The organism is Mesorhizobium sp. WSM4884, from assembly GCF_029625675.1.
GTDB lineage: Bacteria > Pseudomonadota > Alphaproteobacteria > Rhizobiales > Rhizobiaceae > Mesorhizobium.
Genome location: NZ_JARTVO010000001.1, coordinates 272,621 through 292,967, shown reverse-complemented (window position 1 = coordinate 292,967; position 20,347 = coordinate 272,621). Strand labels below are relative to the sequence as shown.

At 63.6% G+C, this 20,347-nt stretch carries 25 protein-coding genes and 1 other RNA gene; 10 read left to right on the top strand and 16 right to left on the bottom strand.

Features of this window, described 5'->3' with window-relative positions; genetic code table 11:
• Nucleotides 1-64: 64 nt before the first annotated feature.
• Nucleotides 65-1,015, bottom strand: a complete 951-nt coding sequence (gene miaA / locus P9236_RS01300) for a tRNA (adenosine(37)-N6)-dimethylallyltransferase MiaA (protein ID WP_278073052.1) — start codon at nt 1,013-1,015, stop codon at nt 65-67.
• Here miaA and serB point away from each other — a divergent pair.
• Both serB and P9236_RS01290 read left to right on the top strand, forming a co-directional pair.
• Complete coding sequence (gene serB, locus P9236_RS01295; RefSeq protein ID WP_278072796.1) at nt 1,005-1,892, top strand: phosphoserine phosphatase SerB; 888 nt, start codon at nt 1,005-1,007, stop codon at nt 1,890-1,892. The genes miaA and serB overlap by 11 nt on opposite strands.
• Nucleotides 1,889-2,461, top strand: coding sequence for a GNAT family N-acetyltransferase (locus tag P9236_RS01290; protein ID WP_278072795.1), 573 nt, complete (start codon nt 1,889-1,891; stop codon nt 2,459-2,461). Before serB ends, P9236_RS01290 begins: the two co-directional genes overlap by 4 nt.
• 46 nt (nt 2,462-2,507) lie before the next feature.
• Here the strand turns inward: P9236_RS01290 and P9236_RS01285 are convergent, their stop codons facing one another.
• The 7 genes from P9236_RS01285 to P9236_RS01255 form a co-directional block, all read right to left on the bottom strand.
• Nucleotides 2,508-4,022, bottom strand: coding sequence for a DegQ family serine endoprotease (locus tag P9236_RS01285; protein WP_278072794.1), 1,515 nt, complete (start codon nt 4,020-4,022; stop codon nt 2,508-2,510).
• A 147-nt stretch (nt 4,023-4,169) separates the two neighbouring features.
• Nucleotides 4,170-4,355 (bottom strand): DUF2065 domain-containing protein, encoded by a 186-nt coding sequence (locus tag P9236_RS01280; protein ID WP_126099483.1) that lies wholly within the window; start codon nt 4,353-4,355, stop codon nt 4,170-4,172.
• A 5-nt stretch (nt 4,356-4,360) separates the two neighbouring features.
• Nucleotides 4,361-5,335 carry a protease modulator HflC gene (locus P9236_RS01275; protein WP_278072793.1) on the bottom strand — a complete coding sequence of 325 codons (975 nt, stop codon included), beginning with the start codon at nt 5,333-5,335 and terminating at the stop codon, nt 4,361-4,363.
• Nucleotides 5,335-6,432, bottom strand: coding sequence for an FtsH protease activity modulator HflK (hflK, locus tag P9236_RS01270; RefSeq protein WP_278072792.1), 1,098 nt, complete (start codon nt 6,430-6,432; stop codon nt 5,335-5,337). The genes P9236_RS01275 and hflK overlap by 1 nt, the downstream gene beginning before the upstream one ends.
• A gap of 246 nt (nt 6,433-6,678) precedes the next feature.
• Complete coding sequence (locus P9236_RS01265) at nt 6,679-7,197, bottom strand: dihydrofolate reductase (protein ID WP_278072791.1); 519 nt, start codon at nt 7,195-7,197, stop codon at nt 6,679-6,681.
• On the bottom strand, nt 7,197-8,210 hold the full coding sequence (locus P9236_RS01260; protein ID WP_278072790.1) for a DUF4424 domain-containing protein: 1,014 nt from the start codon (nt 8,208-8,210) through the stop codon (nt 7,197-7,199). Before P9236_RS01260 ends, P9236_RS01265 begins: the two co-directional genes overlap by 1 nt.
• A gap of 51 nt (nt 8,211-8,261) precedes the next feature.
• Entirely contained in the window at nt 8,262-8,462 is a 201-nt protein-coding gene (locus tag P9236_RS01255) for a hypothetical protein (protein WP_278072789.1), read from the bottom strand.
• Here P9236_RS01255 and cobF point away from each other — a divergent pair.
• Nucleotides 8,461-9,225 (top strand): precorrin-6A synthase (deacetylating), encoded by a 765-nt coding sequence (gene cobF / locus P9236_RS01250; RefSeq protein ID WP_278072788.1) that lies wholly within the window; start codon nt 8,461-8,463, stop codon nt 9,223-9,225. The genes P9236_RS01255 and cobF overlap by 2 nt on opposite strands.
• 122 nt (nt 9,226-9,347) lie before the next feature.
• Here cobF and P9236_RS01245 read toward each other — a convergent pair whose 3' ends face one another.
• The 4 genes from P9236_RS01245 to modA form a co-directional block, all read right to left on the bottom strand.
• Nucleotides 9,348-9,689, bottom strand: coding sequence for a winged helix-turn-helix domain-containing protein (locus tag P9236_RS01245; RefSeq protein WP_278072787.1), 342 nt, complete (start codon nt 9,687-9,689; stop codon nt 9,348-9,350).
• A gap of 84 nt (nt 9,690-9,773) precedes the next feature.
• Entirely contained in the window at nt 9,774-10,886 is a 1,113-nt protein-coding gene (gene modC / locus P9236_RS01240) for a molybdenum ABC transporter ATP-binding protein (RefSeq protein ID WP_278072786.1), read from the bottom strand.
• Entirely contained in the window at nt 10,883-11,587 is a 705-nt protein-coding gene (gene modB / locus P9236_RS01235) for a molybdate ABC transporter permease subunit (RefSeq protein ID WP_278072785.1), read from the bottom strand. The genes modC and modB overlap by 4 nt, the downstream gene beginning before the upstream one ends.
• 19 nt (nt 11,588-11,606) lie before the next feature.
• Nucleotides 11,607-12,401: a molybdate ABC transporter substrate-binding protein gene (gene modA / locus P9236_RS01230; RefSeq protein WP_278072784.1), complete on the bottom strand. Its 795-nt coding sequence runs from the start codon at nt 12,399-12,401 to the stop codon at nt 11,607-11,609.
• Between the two features lie 166 nt (nt 12,402-12,567).
• Between modA and P9236_RS01225 the strand changes: the two genes are divergently transcribed.
• Nucleotides 12,568-12,771, top strand: coding sequence for a molybdopterin-binding protein (locus P9236_RS01225; RefSeq protein ID WP_278073051.1), 204 nt, complete (start codon nt 12,568-12,570; stop codon nt 12,769-12,771).
• Between the two features lie 37 nt (nt 12,772-12,808).
• Here P9236_RS01225 and P9236_RS01220 read toward each other — a convergent pair whose 3' ends face one another.
• Together P9236_RS01220 and P9236_RS01215 are read right to left on the bottom strand one after the other, a co-directional pair.
• Entirely contained in the window at nt 12,809-13,603 is a 795-nt protein-coding gene (locus P9236_RS01220; RefSeq protein WP_278072783.1) for a thymidylate synthase, read from the bottom strand.
• 139 nt (nt 13,604-13,742) lie between these two features.
• Complete coding sequence (locus P9236_RS01215) at nt 13,743-14,054, bottom strand: DUF2853 family protein (protein ID WP_278072782.1); 312 nt, start codon at nt 14,052-14,054, stop codon at nt 13,743-13,745.
• Between the two features lie 168 nt (nt 14,055-14,222).
• Between P9236_RS01215 and ssrA the strand changes: the two genes are divergently transcribed.
• Nucleotides 14,223-14,583: a transfer-messenger RNA gene (gene ssrA, locus P9236_RS01210) on the top strand.
• A gap of 94 nt (nt 14,584-14,677) precedes the next feature.
• Entirely contained in the window at nt 14,678-15,235 is a 558-nt protein-coding gene (locus P9236_RS01205) for an AAA family ATPase (protein ID WP_278073050.1), read from the top strand.
• A 42-nt stretch (nt 15,236-15,277) separates the two neighbouring features.
• On the opposite strand, the gene P9236_RS01200 is transcribed toward P9236_RS01205, so the two are convergent.
• Nucleotides 15,278-16,483 (bottom strand): multidrug effflux MFS transporter, encoded by a 1,206-nt coding sequence (locus P9236_RS01200; RefSeq protein ID WP_278072781.1) that lies wholly within the window; start codon nt 16,481-16,483, stop codon nt 15,278-15,280.
• Between the two features lie 209 nt (nt 16,484-16,692).
• Between P9236_RS01200 and P9236_RS01195 the strand changes: the two genes are divergently transcribed.
• From P9236_RS01195 to P9236_RS01180, 4 genes are all read left to right on the top strand, one after another.
• The gene (locus tag P9236_RS01195) at nt 16,693-17,376 is read left to right on the top strand and encodes a TetR/AcrR family transcriptional regulator (protein WP_278072780.1); all 684 of its coding nucleotides are present in this window, start codon (nt 16,693-16,695) and stop codon (nt 17,374-17,376) included.
• 117 nt (nt 17,377-17,493) lie between these two features.
• The gene (locus P9236_RS01190; protein WP_278072779.1) at nt 17,494-18,027 is read left to right on the top strand and encodes an SspB family protein; all 534 of its coding nucleotides are present in this window, start codon (nt 17,494-17,496) and stop codon (nt 18,025-18,027) included.
• Nucleotides 18,028-18,035: 8 nt separating this feature from the next.
• On the top strand, nt 18,036-18,233 hold the full coding sequence (locus P9236_RS01185; protein WP_278072778.1) for a DUF4169 family protein: 198 nt from the start codon (nt 18,036-18,038) through the stop codon (nt 18,231-18,233).
• Between the two features lie 9 nt (nt 18,234-18,242).
• A complete protein-coding gene (locus tag P9236_RS01180; RefSeq protein WP_192245559.1) occupies nt 18,243-18,470 on the top strand; it encodes a ribbon-helix-helix domain-containing protein in 228 nt (75 codons plus the stop codon).
• A 6-nt stretch (nt 18,471-18,476) separates the two neighbouring features.
• Here the strand turns inward: P9236_RS01180 and P9236_RS01175 are convergent, their stop codons facing one another.
• Nucleotides 18,477-20,282, bottom strand: a complete 1,806-nt coding sequence (locus tag P9236_RS01175) for a chloride channel protein (RefSeq protein WP_278072777.1) — start codon at nt 20,280-20,282, stop codon at nt 18,477-18,479.
• Nucleotides 20,283-20,347: the final 65 nt, after the last annotated feature.

Here is a 20,347-nt window from a genome sequence, read left to right as displayed (position 1 = left end):
GACGGTTAACCCGGACAACCGTGGCGGAAGGCTGTGCCCGATTCCAAGCCTCTGATTGAAATCGCTATCTATCGGTCGGAATTGCCGATTCCTCGCCCGGCCGGATCCTTTGCCACTCCGGTCCGAGCTGGTGTCTGAACCAGGTCGTCTGACGTTTGGCATATTGGCGTGTCGCGATCTTGGCGCGCTCGATCGCCTCGGGGAAGCCCATCTGTCCCGCCATCGCGGCCTGCAGCTCGCGCACGCCGATCGCCTTCATCGCCGGCAGGTCCGGATCGAGGTCGAGCGCCATCAGCTGCCTGACCTCGTCCAGTGCGCCTTTGTCGAGCATCTGGTCGAATCGCGCCTCGATACGCGCGACGAGCTCGCCGCGATCCGGCTCGATCACCAGGAAACGTGCACCGTCGCGGTCGATGAGCGGCTGGCCGTGCGCCGCTTGCCAGTCGAGGATCGACCGTCCCGACGCGTCGAGCACCTCCAGCGCCCGCACGATGCGCTGGCCGTCGGTCGGCCTGAGCTGCATGGCGACGGCCGAGTCCTCACGCATCAGGATGCGATGCAGCCTTTCTGCCCCTTGTTCCTTGAGCTCGTAGCGCCAACGCTCGCGCACCGATGGCGGAATGTCGGGCATCTCCGAGATGCCTTCGGCCAAAGCGCGGAAATAGAGCCCGGTGCCGCCGACGAAGACCGCAGGCCGCCCCGATAAAACGCCTTGCTCGATCAGCCGGGTGACGTCGCGCAGCCAGGCGCCGGTGGAGTAGGCTGTCGAAGGATGCACATGGCCGTAGAGGAAATGCGGCACGTGCGCCATCTCGGCCGTGCTTGGACGCGCCGTCAGCACGTCGAGCACCGAATAGCCCTGCATGGAATCGGTGTTGACGATGACGCCGCCCAGGCGTTCGGCAAGATCGAGCGCCAGCGCCGACTTGCCGCTGGCAGTCGGTCCCGCTATCAGGATCGCGTTCTTCACGCGACCTTCGCCCGCTTGCCTGCCGGAATTTTCGATGCCGCTGATCGCCACGCTTGTATCCCGTCCCGAAGACCGCGCAGTGTCGGCCTCGCTTGCGAATATGGCCTCGCGGGCAGCCGGCGCAAGCGTCCTTCATTGGCTGGCCGAAGGTGTCGCCTGCGATCTGGTTCTGCCGGAGACGCCCGATATCGGCGAATTGACCGCCAATCTGCGCGCGGCATTAGCCTCGGATCCGGTCGACATCATCGTCCAGCCGGCCGAAGGCAGGAAGAAAAAGATCCTGCTCGCCGACATGGATTCGACCATGATCGACCAGGAATGCATCGACGAATTGGCTGACGAGATCGGCGTCAAGGAGCGTGTCGCCGCGATCACGGCGCGCTCGATGAATGGCGAGATCGCTTTCGAGCCAGCCTTGCGTGAGCGCGTCGCCTTGCTAAAGGGCCTCGACACGGCGGTGGTCGACCGCATCATCGCCAACCGCCTGACGCTGGCCGCCGGCGGCCGCGCGCTGGTGCGCACGATGCGCGCCAACGGCGCCTGGACGGCGCTGGTTTCCGGCGGCTTCGACGTCTTCACCAGCCGCATCGCCACGCTGCTCGGCTTCCAGGAGAACCGCGCCAACCGGCTTGTCGAGGAAGACGGCAGGTTCACCGGCACGGTGACCGAGCCGATCCTCGGCCGCGCAGCCAAGGCCGAAGCGCTGCTCGACATTGCGGCCAGGCTTGGCCTGTCGACTGAGGATGCCGTTGCCGTCGGCGACGGCGCCAACGATCTCGACATGATCCGACTGGCCGGCATCGGCGTCGCCCTCCACGCCAAGCCGACGGTGGCGGAGCAGGCAAGGATCCGCATCGATCACGGCGATCTCACCGCGCTGCTCTATCTCCAGGGCTATCGTCAGGAAGAGTTCGTGCAATGAAACCGATCCGCACCTCACGTCTCATCCTGCGCAACTGGGAGGAGCGCGACCGCGCGCTCTTCCACCGCATCAACTCCGACGAGCGCGTCATGGAGTTCTTTCCGTTCCGTCGCGACCGCGCGACCGCCGATGCCATGATGAACCAATTCCGCGGCTGGATCGAGGAGGATGGCTACGGCTTCGCCGCCGCCGAGATCGCGGCCACCGGCGAATGCATCGGCTTCGTCGGTCTCCTGGATACGGATGATGTGCCATCGCTGCCGGACGGCACGATCGAGATCGGCTGGCGGCTGGCTCCGGAATTCTGGGGCAAGGGCTATGTCACCGAGTCAGCGAAAGCCTGGCTCGCCTTCGGCTTCGAAACGCTGAGGCTGGAGGAGATCGTCTCCTTCGCCGTCGCCGAAAACCACCGCTCCATAGCCGTCATGAAGCGGCTCGGCATGCGCGCAGATCCAAGCGCCGACTTCGACCATCCCTCCGTGCCGGACAGCCATCCTCATCTGAAGCAACATGTCCTCTACAGGCTGCCGCGCGAACATTGGCAGGCACAAAAAAGGGCGACCCGGTAGCAGCCCTTTTCTTTTGCAGATCAACTGGTTGCCGGTCTTTCCGGACTCAATCCATCCGGATCGTCACGAAGCGTAGCTCGCCGGTCTTCGAGGCCAGCATCAGCAGCGCGTTCTTGCGGCCCTGCTCCTTCAGCGCGCCGATCCGGTCCATGACGTCCTTCGGCGTTCCCACCGATTCCTGCGCGATCTCGGTGATCACCTCGCCGGGCTGGATGCCACGCTCGGCGGCGGCCGAATTCTTGGCAACATCGGTGATCACCACGCCCGACACGTCGGCCGCGATGCCGAATTTCTGCCGCGTCTGGTCGTTGAGCTCGCCGACGGTCATGCCGAGCACCGAAGCCGTGGACACCGGAGCCGCCTTGTCGCCCTTGTCCTGGTCGGTGTTGCCGTTCTCACCGCTGGCCAGCTTCTCGCCATCCTCGAGCCGGCCAAGCGTAACCTTCACCGTCTGCTCGACGCCCTTGCGCACGATGACGACGTCGACCGCCTTGCCGACCGGGCTTTCGGCGACGACGCGCGGCAGGTCGCGCATCTCGTGGATGTCCTTGCCGTCGAATTTGATGATGACGTCGCCGGCCTGAACCGAACCGTTGTCGACCGGTCCACCCTTGATGACGCCGGCCACCAGAGCGCCCTTGGCGGTCGCCATGCCGAGGCTTTCGGCGATGTCGTCGGTCACCGGCTGGATGCGCACGCCAAGCCAGCCGCGCCGCGTCTCGCCATACTGGCGAAGCTGGTCGACGACGCCCGCCGCAAGCTGGGAGGGAATGGAGAAGCCGATGCCGATCGAGCCACCCGACGGCGAGATGATCGCCGTGTTGATGCCGATGACCTCGCCCTCGGCATTGAACAGAGGACCACCGGAATTGCCGCGATTGATGGCGGCGTCCGTCTGGATGAAGTCGTCATAGGGGCCGGAATTGATGTCGCGGTTGCGCGCCGAGACGATGCCGACAGTGACTGTTCCGCCGAGGCCGAACGGGTTGCCGATCGCCATCACCCAGTCGCCGACACGCATCTTGGTGGAATCGCCAAATTTCACGGCCGTCAATTTGTGGCCTTTCGGATCGACCTTCAGCACCGCGACGTCGGTTTTGGTGTCGGTGCCGACCAGTGTCGCCTTCAGCGTCACTCCGTCAGAGAAATTCACCTCGATGTCGTCGGCGTCGGCGATGACGTGATTGTTCGTCACCACGATGCCCTGCTCGGCGTCGACGACGAAGCCGGAGCCCAGCGACTGCACCTTCTGCCCACCGCCGCCCTTGTCGCCGCCGCGGTTCTTGAAGAAGTCGTCGAAAAAGTCCTGGAAGGGCGAACCTTCGGGAAGCTGCGGCATCGGCACCGCGCCTGGCCCTTCAGTGCCTTTCACGGTTTGCGAGGTCGAGATGTTGACCACCGCGCCGAGCAGGCGCTCGGCGAGATCCGCGACCGAGGGAGGTCCGTCGGAAGCGATCGTTGGCGTGACGAAAGACGGGACGGCAATCATGCCGACGACGAATGCGGTGGCGCCGGCGAAAAGCGTGCGCCGTGCCGCGCGCAACAGGGTGTCGGATATCATCGTGGCCTCCCGGTGTTTCTAAAAAGGAAAAGCGCTTCCGCTAAAGGCGCCCGTCCAATTTCATGTTGGCAAGAAATAAGGCACGTTTGCGGCTATAGGTATCGGCGAAAGATAAATCGTCAATCGCCTCGGCACCAAGGAATTTCATCAGCCGCGGACCAGCCAGACGATGCCGACGCCGATTGCGATTGCGACCAATCCGCCGATTCGCAGCACATTTTCCGGCGTCGATAGCACTTCCGTAGCCAGTTTCCGGGCCAAAGCCGGAAACCCGCCATAGACCAGGCCCTCGATGACGAGAACCAGGCCGATTGCCGCCAGGAAATCCTGCACCTCCGCTACTGGGCAGTGCTGGGTTGCGTCGCAGGCGCGGCAGGTGCCGTCGCAGGAGCGGCCGGCGCCGACCGTGGCATGGCCGGTTGTCCAGGCACGGGCTTGCTGTCCGGATCGCGAAAATAACGGAAGAACTCGGACTCGGGCGACAGCACCATGGTCGTTCCAGTACTATCCAGCGCGGTGCCATAGGCATTCATCGAACGATAGAAATCGAAGAAAGCCGGATCTCGCTTGTACGCGTCGGCAAAGGTGGCGCTGCGCTGTGCGTCGCCTTCACCGCGCAGGATTTCCGATTCCTTCCGCGCCTCGGCGATGATCTCGACGACCTCGCGGTCGGCCCTGGCCCTGATGCGCTGCGCCGCCTCGTTGCCGCGCGCCCTCAGTCGCTCGGCTTCCGCCAGACGTTCCGCCTTCATGCGGTCATAGGTCTGCTGCGAGACTTCCGCGGTCAGATCCGTCCGGCGGATGCGCACGTCCTCGATGTCGAGGCCGAGCGATGTCGCATCCGGGCGGAGTTGGTCACGCACTTCGCGCATCATAACGGCGCGCTCCTCCGAGAGCGCCGCCTCGAAGTCGCGCAGGCCGTAAACGCGGCGCAGCGCCGCATCGAGACGCGTCTTCAGGCGAGCCTCGGCAAGCTCCACCTGCCCCGACACCGCCGCGCGGAAGGTGCGCGGATCCGAGATGCGGTAGGCGATGAAGGCGTCGACCTCGTAGAACTTGCCGCCCGAAACCTGGACGCGGATGTTGTCGAGATCGAAACGCATCACTCTTTTCTCGATCATCTGGACGCTGTCGGCGTCGAAAAAAGCGAACGGCGCCTTGAAGTAGATGCCGGGCTCGCTCTTGACGTCGATGATCTCGCCGAACCTGAGCACGATCGCCTGCTGGCCCGCATTGACCACGAAGACGGCCGAGTAGAGCAGGAACAGAAGGACCGCCGCGATGACGGCGATGACTGGAAGACGGTTGGCCATCACTGGTTGCCTCCCAGCACCGGCGCCGGCGGCGCTTTCGGCTGCAGTGCCGGCAGCGGCAGATAGGGAAGCACACCTTGCCCGTTGCCCTGCTCGACGACGACCTTGTTCGAGTCCTTCAGGATCCTCTCCATCGTTTCCAGATAAAGCCGCTTGCGCGTCACGTCGGGCGCCTTGGCGTATTCGTTGTAGACGGAGATGAAGCGCTGGGCTTCACCTTCCGCTTCCTGCACGACGCGGTTCTTGTAGGCAGCGGCGTCCTCGCGGACCTGGGCCGCCTCGCCGCGCGCCTGGCCGAGCTTCTGGTTGGAATACTGATTGGCCTGCTCGACAAACTTGTCTTCGTCCTGCTCGGCGCGCTGCACCTCGTCGAAGGCATCGGCCACTTCGCGCGGGGGTGCGGCGTCCTCGATCGAGATCGCATTGACCTGCAGGCCGGCCTTGTAGCCGTCCAGCGTCGTCTGGATGATCTCGCGCACCGAGGCGGCGATGCCCTGGCGGTCGTCGCGGAAGATATCCTGCGCCGGCCGGCGGCCGACGGCCTCGCGCATGGCGCTTTCGGCCACTTGCGTCAGCATGCCGTCGGGATCCGAGACATCGAAGAGGTAGGCCCCGGGGTCGGAAACCTGATAGGCGACCGAGAACTGCACGTTGACGATGTTCTGGTCGCCGGAGAGCATCAGCCCGGAGCCACTGGCCGATCCGCCGCCGATGCTGACGAGCTGCTCGGAGATCTTGGCCGTCTCGACCGTTTCGATCGGCCACCAGTGGAAATGCAGGCCTGGCTGCGAAAGCTCCGCCTTGGGCTTGCCGAAGCGCAATTCGACGGCAACCTCATCAGGCTGCACGGTATAGATTGCCTTGAAAGCCCAAAGCACGACGAGCGCGAGCGCGATCAGCCCGAAGACGGCCGGGCTGGCGCCGCCGCCTCCCGGAAGCGCGCGCCGCAGTCTGTCCTGGCCGCGGCGAATGATGTCCTCGAGGTCAGGAGGGGAACCCTGTGGTCCGCTTGGCCCCTTGGGCCCCTGCCCCCAGGGTCCCTGATTGCCGCCGCCGCCCCAAGGGCCGCCGCCACCGCTCTTGTCGTTCCAGGGCATGAATGTCCTTTCGCTTCGGTTCCCTCAGGCCTTGCGGCGCGATCCTAGCGCATGACACCGAAAACCGGAATCGGTTTTCGGAAAGGAATCATGCGCCAAATCAAAGTTTTACAGCGGCCTCTTGCGCATCCGGTTGGACGCGCGGCGCTGCACTGTCGTTCTTCTATAGGGACGCCTTGACGCGCTTTCAACGCGGTCTGCCGCTCGCGCCGTCCGATTTGCGCCGGCAGCGACCCTTTGTCGTCGTCAATGACCGTCGCCGCGGCGCTCGTAGACCATGTAGCGCGTCGCATGGCTGTCCTTCTCGCCTGCCGGAAAATCCTCGGAACGGACGATCCGCCAGATGGCTGGGTCGATCGGCGGGAAATGGGCGTCGCCATCGACCTTGGCAAGCACATGGGTAACGTGGAGGCGGTCGGCAAGCGGCAAGGCCTGGGCATAGATTTCGCCGCCGCCGACTACGCAGATCTCCTCGGCGCCCGCCATGCAGCGGCCGCGCACCTTGGCCAGCGTGATCGCCTCGTGGAGCGAATGCGCGACTTCGATACCGTCGGCGCGCCAGCCCTTGTCTCGTGTCACCACAATGTTGAGCCTTCCGGGCAGCGGCCGGCCGATGCCTTCATAGGTCTTGCGGCCCATGATGATCGGCTTGCCCATCGTATCGGCCTTGAAACGCTTGAGATCGCTGGAAAGCCGCCACGGCAGCCCGCCCTCGCGCCCGATCACCCCGTTCTCGGCAATGGCGACATAGATCGCGATGTCCATCAGCCGCCATTCCCGCCATTGTCCGACGGCTCGAGCAGCAGGATGTCGATGTCGCGCTCGGGGTAAAAATCCTTGGCCGTCATCTCGAACGTGGTCGGGCCGATCTTGCGGACGTTGTCGCCGCAGAACGAAACCAAGTTCTTGGCGCTGCCCTTGTCGATGGTGAGCTTGAAATTGCCGATACTGCCGGACGCCCAGTTGCCGCCCGTGGTCAGGATATAGGCGATACGGCTTTCGAAATATTTCGGATAGCCGTCGGGATTTTCCTTCGCCGCCTTGCGCACCGCGTTCTCGAACGCTCCGTCCATGCAGTATCGGGTCTTGTAGGCGTCATACTGCCCCTGGAACTTGCCGTCATAGTAGAAGCTGACCGAGGACGTGCCGCCGACGCTCGGCTTATAGCGGTGCGAGACATGGACTTCCTTGTTGGCCGGGAAGGTCGAACGCCACCAATAGGTCGAGCGCAACTGCCAGAACGGCGCATAGGCGGTTTGCATGCCCGAACCGTCATCGGCGGTATCCTCGATGATGATGCCACGGTTTTCCCAATCCTCGGCGACATCCCTGGGCAGCTTCGCCAACGCCGCCTTGGCGGCGTCGCCGAATGGATAGAGCGGCACGTTCTGCGCCTTGAGATCGGCGGTGATGTCGATGCCCAGCGCAAACGCCCTTTGCTCGAGTTGCGGCTTCACGTCCACGCCGTCGATCGTCACCTCGAAGCCGAGGAAATTGTCGCTCTGCGCGTCCGGAATGGCCGGCATCTCGTTCGGATCGCCCTCGATGTCGGGCATTGGGAACGCAACGATGGCGCTGACGTCCTTGTCGGTGTTGTTGCGGAAGACATAGTCGACCGTCACCTTCTCCGGCGAGATGAAAAGGTCCTCGCTTTCCATGGCGACGGCATCGCTGCGCGACAGGATCAGCCCTCCTGTGCCGAGCTCGGCCACGGAATCGTTGGCGAAGGCCGGCGCGGCTAAAAACGCTAGCGCTGCGGTGAGGATAGTGCGTAACATGGACCCCCCTCTCGACGGCAATATCGGGACCACCCCGATGCGCACTTCCATCTAGAGCAATTCCAGGAAAAGTGTGTAACGATTTTCCGTCCGGAATTGCGTAAACAGATAGCTAGGGCGGTTCGGCGTTTCTGCCAAACGGCAGATCGCTCTATCCATTTCAATGCGGCGTTTCAAAGCCTTTGCATTCGCGCTTTGGCTGCCCACGCCGGTCTGGACACCAGCCGCCTGATCGGGCAGGAGAACGCGCATGCGCAAGCTTCTCGTCATCGGCATCGGCGCCGGCAACCCCGAACACATGACGGTTCAGGCCATCAACGGCCTGAACCGCGCCGATGTGCTGTTCATTCCCGACAAGGGCGCAAGCAAGACCGATCTGGCGGAACTGCGCCGGCAGATCTGCGACCGCTTCGTCACCAATCCGAAGTCGCGCCGCGTCGAGTTCGACGTACCGGTCCGGGCCGAGCCGACATCGTCCTATCGCGTGACCGTTGACGAGTGGCACGAGGCTATCGCCGAGATCTATGAGAAGCTGATCAGCGACGAGCTGGATGAAAACGGCTGCGGCGCCTTCCTGATCTGGGGCGACCCCTCGCTTTATGACAGCGCGCTGCGCATCCTGGAGCGCGTGCGTCTAAGGGGCAATGTCGGTTTCGAGCTCGAGGTCGTTCCGGGCATCACCGCGATCCAGGCGCTGGCCGCCGCTCACGCGACCGCGCTCAACCGTATCGGTGACTCGATCCTCATCACCACCGGACGCCGGCTTACCGAAGAAGGGCTGCCGGCAAACGCCGCAAGCATGGTCGTCATGCTCGACGGCAAATGCGCCTTCAACACGTTGGCCGATCAGGATGTCTTCATCCAGTGGGGCGCCTATCTCGGCACGCCGGACGAGATCATCGTCTCCGGCAGGCTCGGCGATGTCGGCGCCGAGATCGAAAGGATCCGTGGGGAAGCCCGGGCAAAGAAGGGCTGGATCATGGACACTTATCTGCTGAGGAAATCAGGGGAGTAGGGCAGTACTGCAATAGGGAGCCGTCGATTGCCATTACGTTGAGCAACTCCAGGACATCCTATCCCTCACTGCCTACTACTGCTCCCTATTGCCTACTGCCTACAGCCCTACTGCCTGTTCCCTCATCCCGCATCGATCTCCGCCTGCAAAGCCTGCATGTGCACCGCGGCCGCGGAAGTGGCCGCGCGTTCTATGGCCCTGAAGCGGCTGACGACCGCGAGGCCCACTGCGGTCAATTGCGCGCCGCCGCCCTTCCTGCCGCCGGTCTGCGCGGCAACCAGCGGCTTGCCGAATACCCGGTTCATGTCCTCGACCAGATCCCAGGCGTGCTTGTAGGACATCTCCATGCCGCGCGCCGCGGCCGAGATCGAGCCGAAAGCGGCGATCTGCTCGAGAAGCTCGATCTTGCCCGGACCAATCCGTCCGTCGGGATCGAGGTTTATCCGCAGGCTCAGCGATGGCATTCCTTGTCCTTTGCAGTCACGTCCAGATTACCCCCTTTGCAGGCAAATCGCTATTCCAATGCAACATAGCGCCATGCTCTTCGGTCATCCGTCGGCCTCGACCGGCAGCCCGGGGCCTGTCGTCGTACCGTCGAAGCTCACGGTCTTGATCACCGCGAAGACCTTGCGGCCAAGCGCAAGGCGTAAGGTTTGTTTCGACTGCTCGGTGATGCTCGCCAGCACGATTGCGCCATTGCAGTCGATGGCGATCTCCACCGTAGGCCCGACGCCTGGTCTGACCGCGGCGATCGTCCCCGCCAGTATGTTGAGCGCGCTGAGGCCCGCCGGTTGCTCGGTCGCGATCATGACGTCTCGGGCCCGGATGCGCAGCCGCACCAGAGCTCCAGCCGGCAGTGGGAGGCGTGGCACGCGGATCTCGCCGGCCGGCGAGCGGAGCACCGTCATGCCGAAAGCCTCGTCGTGGCGCAGCACGCTGGTGTCGAGCACCGCGCCGCCCTCGCCGCGCTCCTCGGCCGGCAAAAGGTCTAGCCGCTGCATGATCGCTTCTGTCGGGCCGAAGGCCGCGACCTTGCCTTGCGAAAGAACCACCACGTCGCTCGCCAGCCGCGCCACCTCGGCAATGGAATGACTGACATAGGCGATCGGGATCTTCGTCTCGTCGCGCAGCCGCTCGATATAGGGCAGGATCTCGGCCTTGCGCGCCTCATCCAGCGAGGCGAGCGGCTCGTCCATCAAGAGGAGTCTTGGACTGGCAAGCAGAGCCCGGCCGATCGCCACCCGCTGCTTTTCGCCGCCGGATAGTTTCGCCGGCCGCCGGTCGAGCAGAGGACCGATGCCGAGCAGATCGACCACCGCATCCACATTGGCGTAGCGCTCGGCAGGCGGCGTGAACCAGCGGCCATAACGCAGATTGCCGGCGACGCTCATATGCGGGAACAGGCGCGCGTCCTGGAACACCATTCCGATCCGCCGCTTGTGCATCGGCACGAAGATGCCGGCGGCGGTGTCCACCAGCACGCGGCCTTCGACCGCGATGCGCCCCTTCTGCGGCCTGATCAGTCCGGCAATCAGGTTGATCAGCGTCGTCTTGCCCGAACCCGAAGGCCCGAACAGCGCCGTCAGCCGGCCGGCGCTTTCGAAATCCGCTTCGATGGAGAAATCGCCGAGGCGATGATTGATGTCGACGAACAGCGTCATTCGATGTCCATCCGCCGGCCGACCCGCCGCGCAAGGACCTCGGAAGCCACTAGCGCCACCATCGAGATGACGACCGAGATCAGCGTCAGCCGCAGTGCCCCGGCATCGCCGCCCGGCACCTGCGTGAAAGTGTAGATCGCCGAGGGCAGCGTCTGCGTCTCGTTGGGGATGTTGGAAACGAAGGTGATCGTCGCGCCGAACTCGCCCATCGCCTTGGCGAAGGAGAGGATCGCACCGGCGATCAGCCCGGGCAGGATCAGCGGCAGCGTGATGGTGGCGAACACCCAGATCGGATTGGCGCCGAGCGTGCCGGCGGCCGCCTCCATCTTGCGATCGACCGCCTCGATCGACAGCCGAATCGCCCGCACCATCAGCGGAAAGCCCATGACGCCGCAGGCGAGTGCCGCGCCTGTCCAGCGGAACGAAAAGACGATGCCGAAATGTTCGGCAAGAAAGGCGCCGGCCGGCCCGCGCCGGCCGAAGGTGAGCAGGAGCAGATAGCCGGTCACCACCGGCGGCAGGATCAGCGGCAGATGCACCAGCCCGTTGAGCAGGGTCTTGCCCCAAAACCGCCCCCTAGCCAGCAGGAGCGCGATCAATATGCCGGGTGGCAGGCTGGCGAACATCGCCACAGTTGCCACCTTGACCGACAGCCGGACCGCATTCCATTCGTCGGGAGTGAGGTCCAGCAGCCAATTCATATGCGGTGTAAGGTCTTTCTCAGTTGCTCGGCGCGAGCACCGTAAAACCCTGTTCCTTGAAGAGCGCCGCGGCCTTGGCCGACTCGACGCATTTCAGGAAGGCAGCCGTATCCTTGTCCTTCGAATCCGCCGTCTGGGCAATCGGGTAGATGATGGGCGGGTGCGAATCCTCCGGGAAGATTCCGACGACCTTCACGCCCTTCTCGGCATGTGCGTCGGTGGCATAGACGATGCCGAGCGGGGCTTCGCCCGTCGACACCAGCTTCAGCGCCGCGCGCACATTCTCGGCCTGCGCGACCTTGCCTTCGACCGAGGACCAGACGCCCAGGGATTCCAACGCCGCCTTGCCGTATTTGCCGGCCGGAACGGCCTTGACGTCGCCCATGGCGAGCCTGCCGTCGCCGATGAGCTTGGCGAGATCGAAGCCCTTTTCGACCTTGGCCTCGACCGTGGAATCCTTCGGCGCCACCAGCACGATCTGATTGCCGAGCAGCTTCACTTCGGTGTCCGGTTTGGTCAGCTTCTTGTCGGAGAGATATTTCATCCAGTCGAGGTCGGCGGACACGAAAATATCGGCCGGTGCGCCGCCTTCGATCTGCTTGGCAAGTGCTGAGCTTGCCGCATAGGAAATGGTCGCCGCTTCGCCGACTTCCGGCTCGCAGGCCTTGTTGACCGCATCGAGCGCGTCCTTGAGGCTGGCGGCGGCGAACACGATCACCTTGTCGTCGGCATTGGCCGCCGGCACGGCCGCCATCAACAGCGCCGTCAGACCGCCAACCGCGATCGCCTTCAACCCAAATCCCGTGCCCGTCATGAAACCTCTCCCTATTTTGCAATCCGTTCGGCCGGATGCCTTCGATCGATATATCCGGGTGAACATAACAAGGGAAGGCTTTTTAGCCTCGGCGCCGTTGTACGCCGGGGTCCTCCCAGCCTACGATGGAGCTCGCTCGATACAGCGAAGGAAAGGCAGATGAAAGATCAGCGCCCGCAACGTCCTCAAGGGCAAGGTCACCGAGATCACCAAGGGAACGACCACCTCGCATGTCAGGATCGATATCGGCGGCGGCGTCCTCGTCACCGCTTCGATCACCAACGAAGCGGTTACCGATCTGCAGCTCGAAAAAGGCAAGCAGGCCTATGCGGTGATCAAGGCATCCGACGTCATGGTCGGGATCGACTGACGAGGTTTTGACGACGCAAGAGAGGGGTGTCTTAGCCTCAAACCGCTATCGGCGCCTTGATGCTCGCATCAGCAAAATAATTCTCGAGGCGGAAATCCTCGAAGCGGAAGGCGAAAAGATCCTTCACCTCCGGGTTGATCCACATCGTCGGCAGCGGCTTCGGCGTGCGCCGCATCTGCTCGCGCGCCTGCTCGAAATGGTTCGAGTAAAGATGCGCGTCGCCGAGTGTGTGCACGAAGTCGCCCGGTTTAAGGCCGGTGACCTGCGCCACCATCATGGTCAGCAGGGCATAGGACGCGATGTTGAACGGCACGCCCAGGAAGATGTCGGCCGAGCGCTGGTAAAGCTGGCAGGAGAGCCGACCTTCCGAGACATAGAACTGGAACAGGCAGTGGCAGGGCGGCAGCGCCATCGCCTCCACTTCGGCCGGGTTCCAGGCCGAGACGATCAGCCGGCGCGAATTGGGATTCTTGCGTATTTCCTTGAGAAGGCCGGCGATCTGGTCGATCTCGCCGCCATGCCCGTCCGGCCACGAGCGCCACTGCTTGCCGTAGACGGGGCCGAGATCACCGTTCTCGTCGGCCCATTCGTCCCAGATGGTGACGCCGTTGTCGTTGAGATACTTGATGTTGGTGTCGCCGGCCAGGAACCACAGCAGCTCGTGGATGATCGACTTCAGGTGCAGCTTCTTGGTGGTTGTGACCGGGAAGCCGCGCGAAAGGTCGAACCGCATCTGATAGCCGAACACCGAGCGCGTACCGGTGCCGGTGCGGTCGCCGCGATCGGCGCCGTCGTCCAGCACATGCTTCAAAAGTTCGAGATATTGGCGCATCGGCTTCGCCTCGATTCGGGTGACAGGCGATCATAACCGACTGGCCGTCGGTCGAACACCGTAAAGCCTGCTACAAGTGGATTCGTGCGCCAGAGGCCGGCACCGGCACGATTCGTGCCGGTCCGCCTGCGGAGAATCCTCAGAGAGAACCCAGTTTGCCGAGATCCTTGGCAACCAGGTAATAGAAGGTCACGCGGCTCTTGGTGTTGTCTGCGGCCATCGCCTTGCAGGTCTTCTCGATCGAGGCGTCGGCCTTCTTGGCGTCGGCAACGCCGAGCTTCTTGCCGACCCAATTCTCCCGGACGCGCTCGAGCTCCTTCGGGTCCGTGCAGGAGACCAGCGAGGAATCGCGGTTCCTCAGCGCGATGCCCAGATGCTTGACGATCTTCTCGACCGCGTCGGCGCTGGCGCCGGCATCGTATTTCTTCACATCCGCAAGATAGTCGGCCATCGAACTTCCCCTCGTCGGCGCCACGGATCCGATCGATGAGGCTTGTGGCGCGCCGCGCAACCTATGCGCTAGGTCAGAGATTCCTCATCGCCGGCGGAGCTTCGATTGTGTAGGGGCGCAAGTCAACCCTCGGCTGTCGAGTTTGGCGCCGGGGACAAGTGCCGGTTTGGCCTTTCATTTTCCACCGTCGATCCCTATATTCGCTTCGTCGGCTTGACCGACTATGGCGATAAACAGGCGATGAAATAAGCCGTTCGGACCCGGGGGCGGTACCCGGCGCCTCCACCAAAAACCGCTCTGAATGACGGAGCGGCTTTTGCTGGGGGCGAAATAGGATCGACGAAGGTGTAAAGATCGTACTTTTGCCCGGCATTGTACCACCGTCATCGGGCTAAACTTATAGTTGCCAACGACAACTATGCGGAAGCTCGTCTCGCTGCTTAATGCAGTGCGAACGCTTCAAATCAAGCCCTAGAGGTTCGCACTTCTAGGCGGGGTTCGGAGGTACCTGGCAACAGAAACCTCCACCTTCTCCCTCTTTCCCTGCAAATCAATTGAACGCCAAGGCTCGTCTGGCGCGCATGCGTCGTCCTGCCTGCCGTTCCTTAATCCATGGAAAAATGATGCAGAACGATTCCGATCGATTCTTCGTGCTGACCGGCGGTCCCGGTTCCGGCAAGACCACGCTCATCGAGGCACTGAAGGCGGCTGGCTTCGCGACGGCGCCCGAGGCGGGGCGCGGCATCATCCGCGACCAGGTGGCGATCGGCGGCCCTGCACTGCCCTGGCAGGACCGGGCACTCTTTGCCGAGCTGATGCTGTCCTGGGAGCTGCGTTCCTGGCATGCGGCGCATGCGGATCGCGGTTTCGTCTTCTTCGACCGGGGCGTGCCGGACACGATCGGGTATCTCAGGCTTTGCGGCCTGCCGGTGCTCGATCACATCGCAAGCGCAGCTACGACATTCCGCTACGCGCGCCGTGTCTTTATCGCACCACCATGGCCGGCAATCTTCACCCAGGACCAAGAGCGTAAACAGACGCTCGACGAGGCCGAGCGCACCTTTCAATCGGTAGCGAGCGTCTATGCCGAACTCGGCTACGAGCTGATGCCCTTGCCGCTCGCGTCGGTCGAGGAGCGGGTGCGCTTCGTTCACGATGCTGCCGGCTTGACACCGGCATGAAAAAGGCCGGGCAAGACCCGGCCTTTTTCCGGTCTTTGCGAGTTACTCCGCCGGCGCTTCAACCGCTTCCCGCGCCCGGCCGAGCGTGACCTTGGCCAGCGTGAACGAAATCACCGCGCAAAGCGTGATACCGGCAACCATCGGCAGCGGCGTGCCGTCGAAGAAGAGACCCGCCACACCCATCGCCAGTGCGCCGATGGCGAAGTGCAGCGTGCCCATCAGGGCCGAGGCCGTGCCGGCGATCTCGCCATGCTCTTCCATGGCCAGCACCGAGGTGGTCGGGATGACCAGCCCGAGGAAGCCGTAGCCGACGAAGAGCAGCGCCGCCATCACGTCGAGCCGGTCGACGCCAGACGCCATGATCGCGAACAGCGCCACCATCACCGTGGCGTAGCCGGTCACCGCCACCCAAACGACACGCTTCAAGCCAAAGCGGTCGGCCAGCATCCCGGTCAGCTGCGACATGCCGATGAAGGCGACCGCGTTGATCGAGAAGAACACGCTGTAGACCGACGGCGACAGACCGTAATGGTTGATCAAGATGAAGGACGAGCTCGACAGATAGACGAAGAAGCTCGCGATGCCGAAGCCGGCGATCGCCGTCAGGCCGAGGAAGTTGCGATCACCCATCAGGTAGCGGTAGCCCGCCAGCGCCGTGCCGAAGGACGAGTTGGCGCGCTCGTCGACCGACCGCGTCTCCTTGAGCGAGGTGGCGAGCAGGACGGTGGCAAGTGCCGCGGCGCCCGTCACGGTCCAGAACACGGCGCGCCAGCCGAAGCTTTCGATGATCTGGCTGCCGGTCAGCGGCGCCAGAATCGGCGACACCGAGAACACCAGCATCAAGAGCGACATCAGCTTGGCCGCCTCGTTGCCGGTGTGCAGGTCGCGCACGATCGCGCGCGGCACCGCCATGCCGGCGCTGGCGCCGAGCCCCTGCAGGAAGCGGAAGGCGATAAGCCATTCGATGTTCGGTGCCATCGCTGAGCCGACGCCGCCGGTCATGAACAGCGCGAGGCCGGCATAGAGCGGCAGCTTGCGCCCGACCATGTCGGAGATCGGTCCGACGACGATCTGGCCGAAACCCATCGACAGGAAGAAGATCAAGAGGCTCATCTGCACGGCGGCGGTGCCGGCATTGAGATCCTCACCGATCGAGGGCAGCGCGGGAAGATACATATCGATGGCGAAGGGTCCGATTGCGGACAACAAGCCGAGCACGACCGCAATGCGGAGGAATTTGGGACTCATGATAGGGCTTCTTTCGGATCTGGTTGCCGCCGTGGTCCGGCGTCCACCCAAGGACGTTCCATCCCGGGGGAAATCCGACATCCGAGAGCGAACTTGTTCGTCTTTATCAGAGCGAATTCATTCGTCTGCCGGAGAACGGCTTTCCTTTGTCGTGTCCACAAATTTAGACAGGCTTGTCCAATTCGTCAATCACCGCTATATAGATTTTCATGAAGCCCGGCGTTTCTCCTGACACTTTCCCGCCACGCAGCCATGAGGCCAAGCGCATTTCGGTGGTGGATGCCGCCGCTTCGGTTTTCTGCCGGGAAGGCTATGCCGGCGCCAATATCGACCTGATCGCGGCCGAGGCCGGCGTTTCGCGCCAGACGGTCTACAATCACCATGGCGACAAGGAAAAGCTCTTCATGGCCGTCGTGCGCGACCTGACCGAGCGCTGCAATGCCGGCATCTTCGCCACCATAGCCACCTTCCCAGACCAGCCCACAGATCTCGAATCCGATCTGGTCGCTTTCGCCGTGCGCATGAACCGCAACTGCATCTGCAATCGCGACGGCCGCTTCCTGCGCAAATTGATCCAGGCCGAAGGCGAACGTTATCCGGAGCTTTTCGCCGAGTGGCGCGAACAGGGACCGGGCCGCACCTGGTCAGCGCTTGCCGCCCGCTTCGCGCGGCTTGCCTATGCCGGGCACCTGTCGATCGACGATCCGGACGTGGCGGCGCGCCAGTTCCTCGCCCTGGTCAACGCCGAACTGCAGATAACTTTCATGCTCGGCGGCATGCCGACGGAGGAAGAGGTATTGCGCTCCGCCACCAACGGCGTGCGAACCTTCCTCTGCGCCTTCGGCCGGCGGAAACCAGCGTCCGTCAGGCAGGCGGCCCTCGCCCACGCCTGAGCGATCAAATCACAGCCATACCCTCTTGGCCTTAGCGTTCAGCGCCTATATGCGGTTTACGCCGCGCCCAAGCTTGATTACAGCTATGCGGACGATTCAACGGAACCCGACCGTCAAATGGCCGACGACCACATCCGCTACGACATTCTGGCCCAGGAGGCATTGCGCGGGGTCATGCGCAAGGTCCTGGCCGAAGTCGCGCGCACCGGCCTTCCCGGCAACCATCATTTCTTCATCACCTTCCTCACCGGCGCGCCCGGCGTGCGCATTTCCTCACGGCTGCGCGAGCGCTATCCGGAGCAGATGACCATCGTCATCCAATTCCAGTATTGGGATCTGAAGGTGACCGATACCGGTTTCGAGGTTGGACTCTCCTTCTCCGACGTGCCTGAAAAGCTCGAGATCCCCTTCTCCGCCGTACGCGGTTTCTACGATCCTTCGGTGAATTTCGAGCTCGAATTCGACGTCAAGGCCGAGGGTATTGCGGAAGATGACGCTGCCACGCCGGCCGCGGAGCCGATCACGGTCGTGACCGAAAAGAAAGCGGAATCGAAGAAGAAGGCCGCCGAGACTGAAAAGAAGCCTGCCGTGGCTGATACCGGCGGCAAAAGCGCCGACGTGGTTTCGCTCGACGCCTTCCGCAAGAAGTGACCGGGGACATGGGCGAGGTCGTCAATCTCCGCCATGCCCGCAAGCAGAAAGCGCGCAACGAGAAGGAACGCCTGGCCGGCGAGAACCGCGCATTGCACGGTCGAACCAAGGCCGAGCGCCAGCGCGACCGGCTGACGTCCGACCGGGCGGAAAGATTCATGGACGGCCATCGCCGCGAAAAGTCCGGCGATCCGGACGGACGCTGAGCGCCTCCGATGGCCGCGGTCGAAAAACGCTCGGTGACGATCCGCGGCCACCGCACCAGCTTTTCCCTGGAACAACCTTTCTACGATGATCTCGTCACGATCGCGGCGCAACGCTCGATCTCGCTCGCGGCCCTCGTCGCCGAGATCGACGAAACGCGAACGCGCGACGCCAATCTTTCCTCCGCGCTGAGGCTCTATGTGCTGGCCTGGGCGAAGCGCGGCGGCAAGTCGCCTTGAAAAGCCTTACGCCGCGGTATCGCCGATGCTTTGCTGTGCCCTGCGCTTGGCGCCAAAGCTGAGCAAGGCGGAACGGTCGCGTTCCTCCGCCTGCTTTTTCGAGCGCACCCGCATCAGATCCTTCCAGCCGACATAGCCGACCAGCCGCGCATCCTCGCGCGAGACGACCGGCAGATGCGAAACGTTGGCGGTGAGCAGCTTGTCGGACAGTCCTTCCAGATATTCGTCCGGATAGGCGAGCGTTACCTTGCCGCCCGCGAGCAATTCACCGAGCGTCGCCTTGCGGTGCATGCCGGCGCGCCGCCAGCGCAGGATTGCCGGCGGATCGATGAGGCCGAGCACATGGCCCTCCTCGTCGATCACCGGGAAGCTCGGATGCCGCGTGTCCGGAGCGGTGAGGAAAGCGGCCGCGCCGTGAAGCGTCATGGCCGCCGGCACGCTCTCGACCTTGGTGGTCATCACCTCGCGCACCCTGGTCAAAGCGAAGGGATCGACGCGATATTCGCGAACGAGGTGATGTCCCCGCCGCGCCACCTTTTCGGTCAGGATCGAGCGCTTCATCAAAAGCACGGTGACGGCGTGGGCGGTACCACAGGCTGCGATCAGTGGCACCAGAACATGCGTATTGCCGGTGAGCTCGACCGCGAAGAAGGTAGCGGTCAGCGGCGCGCGCATGGTGCCGCCCATGGTCGCGGCCATCGCCAGCAGCGGCCAGAAACCTGGCGTCGCCTCGGGCAGGATGCCGGCCAGCGCCGCTCCCATCGCGCCGCCCATGATCAGGAGCGGCGCCAGCACGCCGCCGGACGTACCGGAGCCCAGCGCTACCGACCAGATGATGGCCTTCACCACCAGAAGCATCAGCGCTGCCGCCGCAAGGACATGGCCGTCGAGCATGCTGGCGATATTGTCGTAGCCGACGCCGAGCGCCTGCGGCTCGATCAGCCCGCCGATGCCGACCGCGAGGCCGCCGATCATCGGCCACCACATCCAGTGTATCGGCACCTTCTGGAAGGCGTCCTCGCAGGCATAGACCAATTGCGTCAGCAGGCCCGAAAGCAGGCCGGCAGCAATGCCGACCAGCACCCAGCCGCCCAACCCGGCGATCGATGCCTCCATGCTGCCCGAAAACGGGAAGATTGGCCCCGGCAGATGCAGCAAGGTGCGTTCGACTTCCGCGACGATCGCGGCGACGGCGACCGGAATGAAGCTGCGTGGCGTCCATTCAAACAGCAGCAGCTCGACGGCGAGCATGATTGCCGCGATCGGCGTTCCGAAGACGGTCGTCATGCCAGCCGCGGCACCCGCCACCAGCAGCGTCTTGCGTTCATTGTCGCTGACTGGCAGCATCTGCGCGATCAGGGAGCCGATGGCACCACCGGTCATGATGATCGGGCCCTCGGCGCCGAACGGTCCGCCCGAACCGATTGAGATCGCCGACGACAGCGGCTTCAGCACGGCGACCTTGGCGTCGAGCCGCGAGCGGCCGAGCAGGATCGCCTCGATGGCTTCGGGAATGCCGTGGCCGCGGATCTTGTCGCTGCCGAAGCGGGCCATCAGCCCGATGATCAGCGCGCCGATCACCGGCACGATCACGGCGGCAAGCCCAAGCGGCGTGTCCTCGAGCCTGAGCTCGGCCAGCGTAAACTGGCCGAAATAGGCGATGTTGGTGGCAAGCCGGATGAGCTTCAACAGCACGATGCCGGCAAACAGCCCGGCGGTCGCGATCACCACCGCGATGGCGGCGATGAGCAACACCCTTGGATCAGTGGTGAAGTCGCCGAGATGGCCATTTCCGGCATGAGCGGATTTCATTGGGAAGCCTTCTGGCGGCGCGGAGCCGTCCGGTTGTCGGGCGGCTACATATCGTAACACGATAT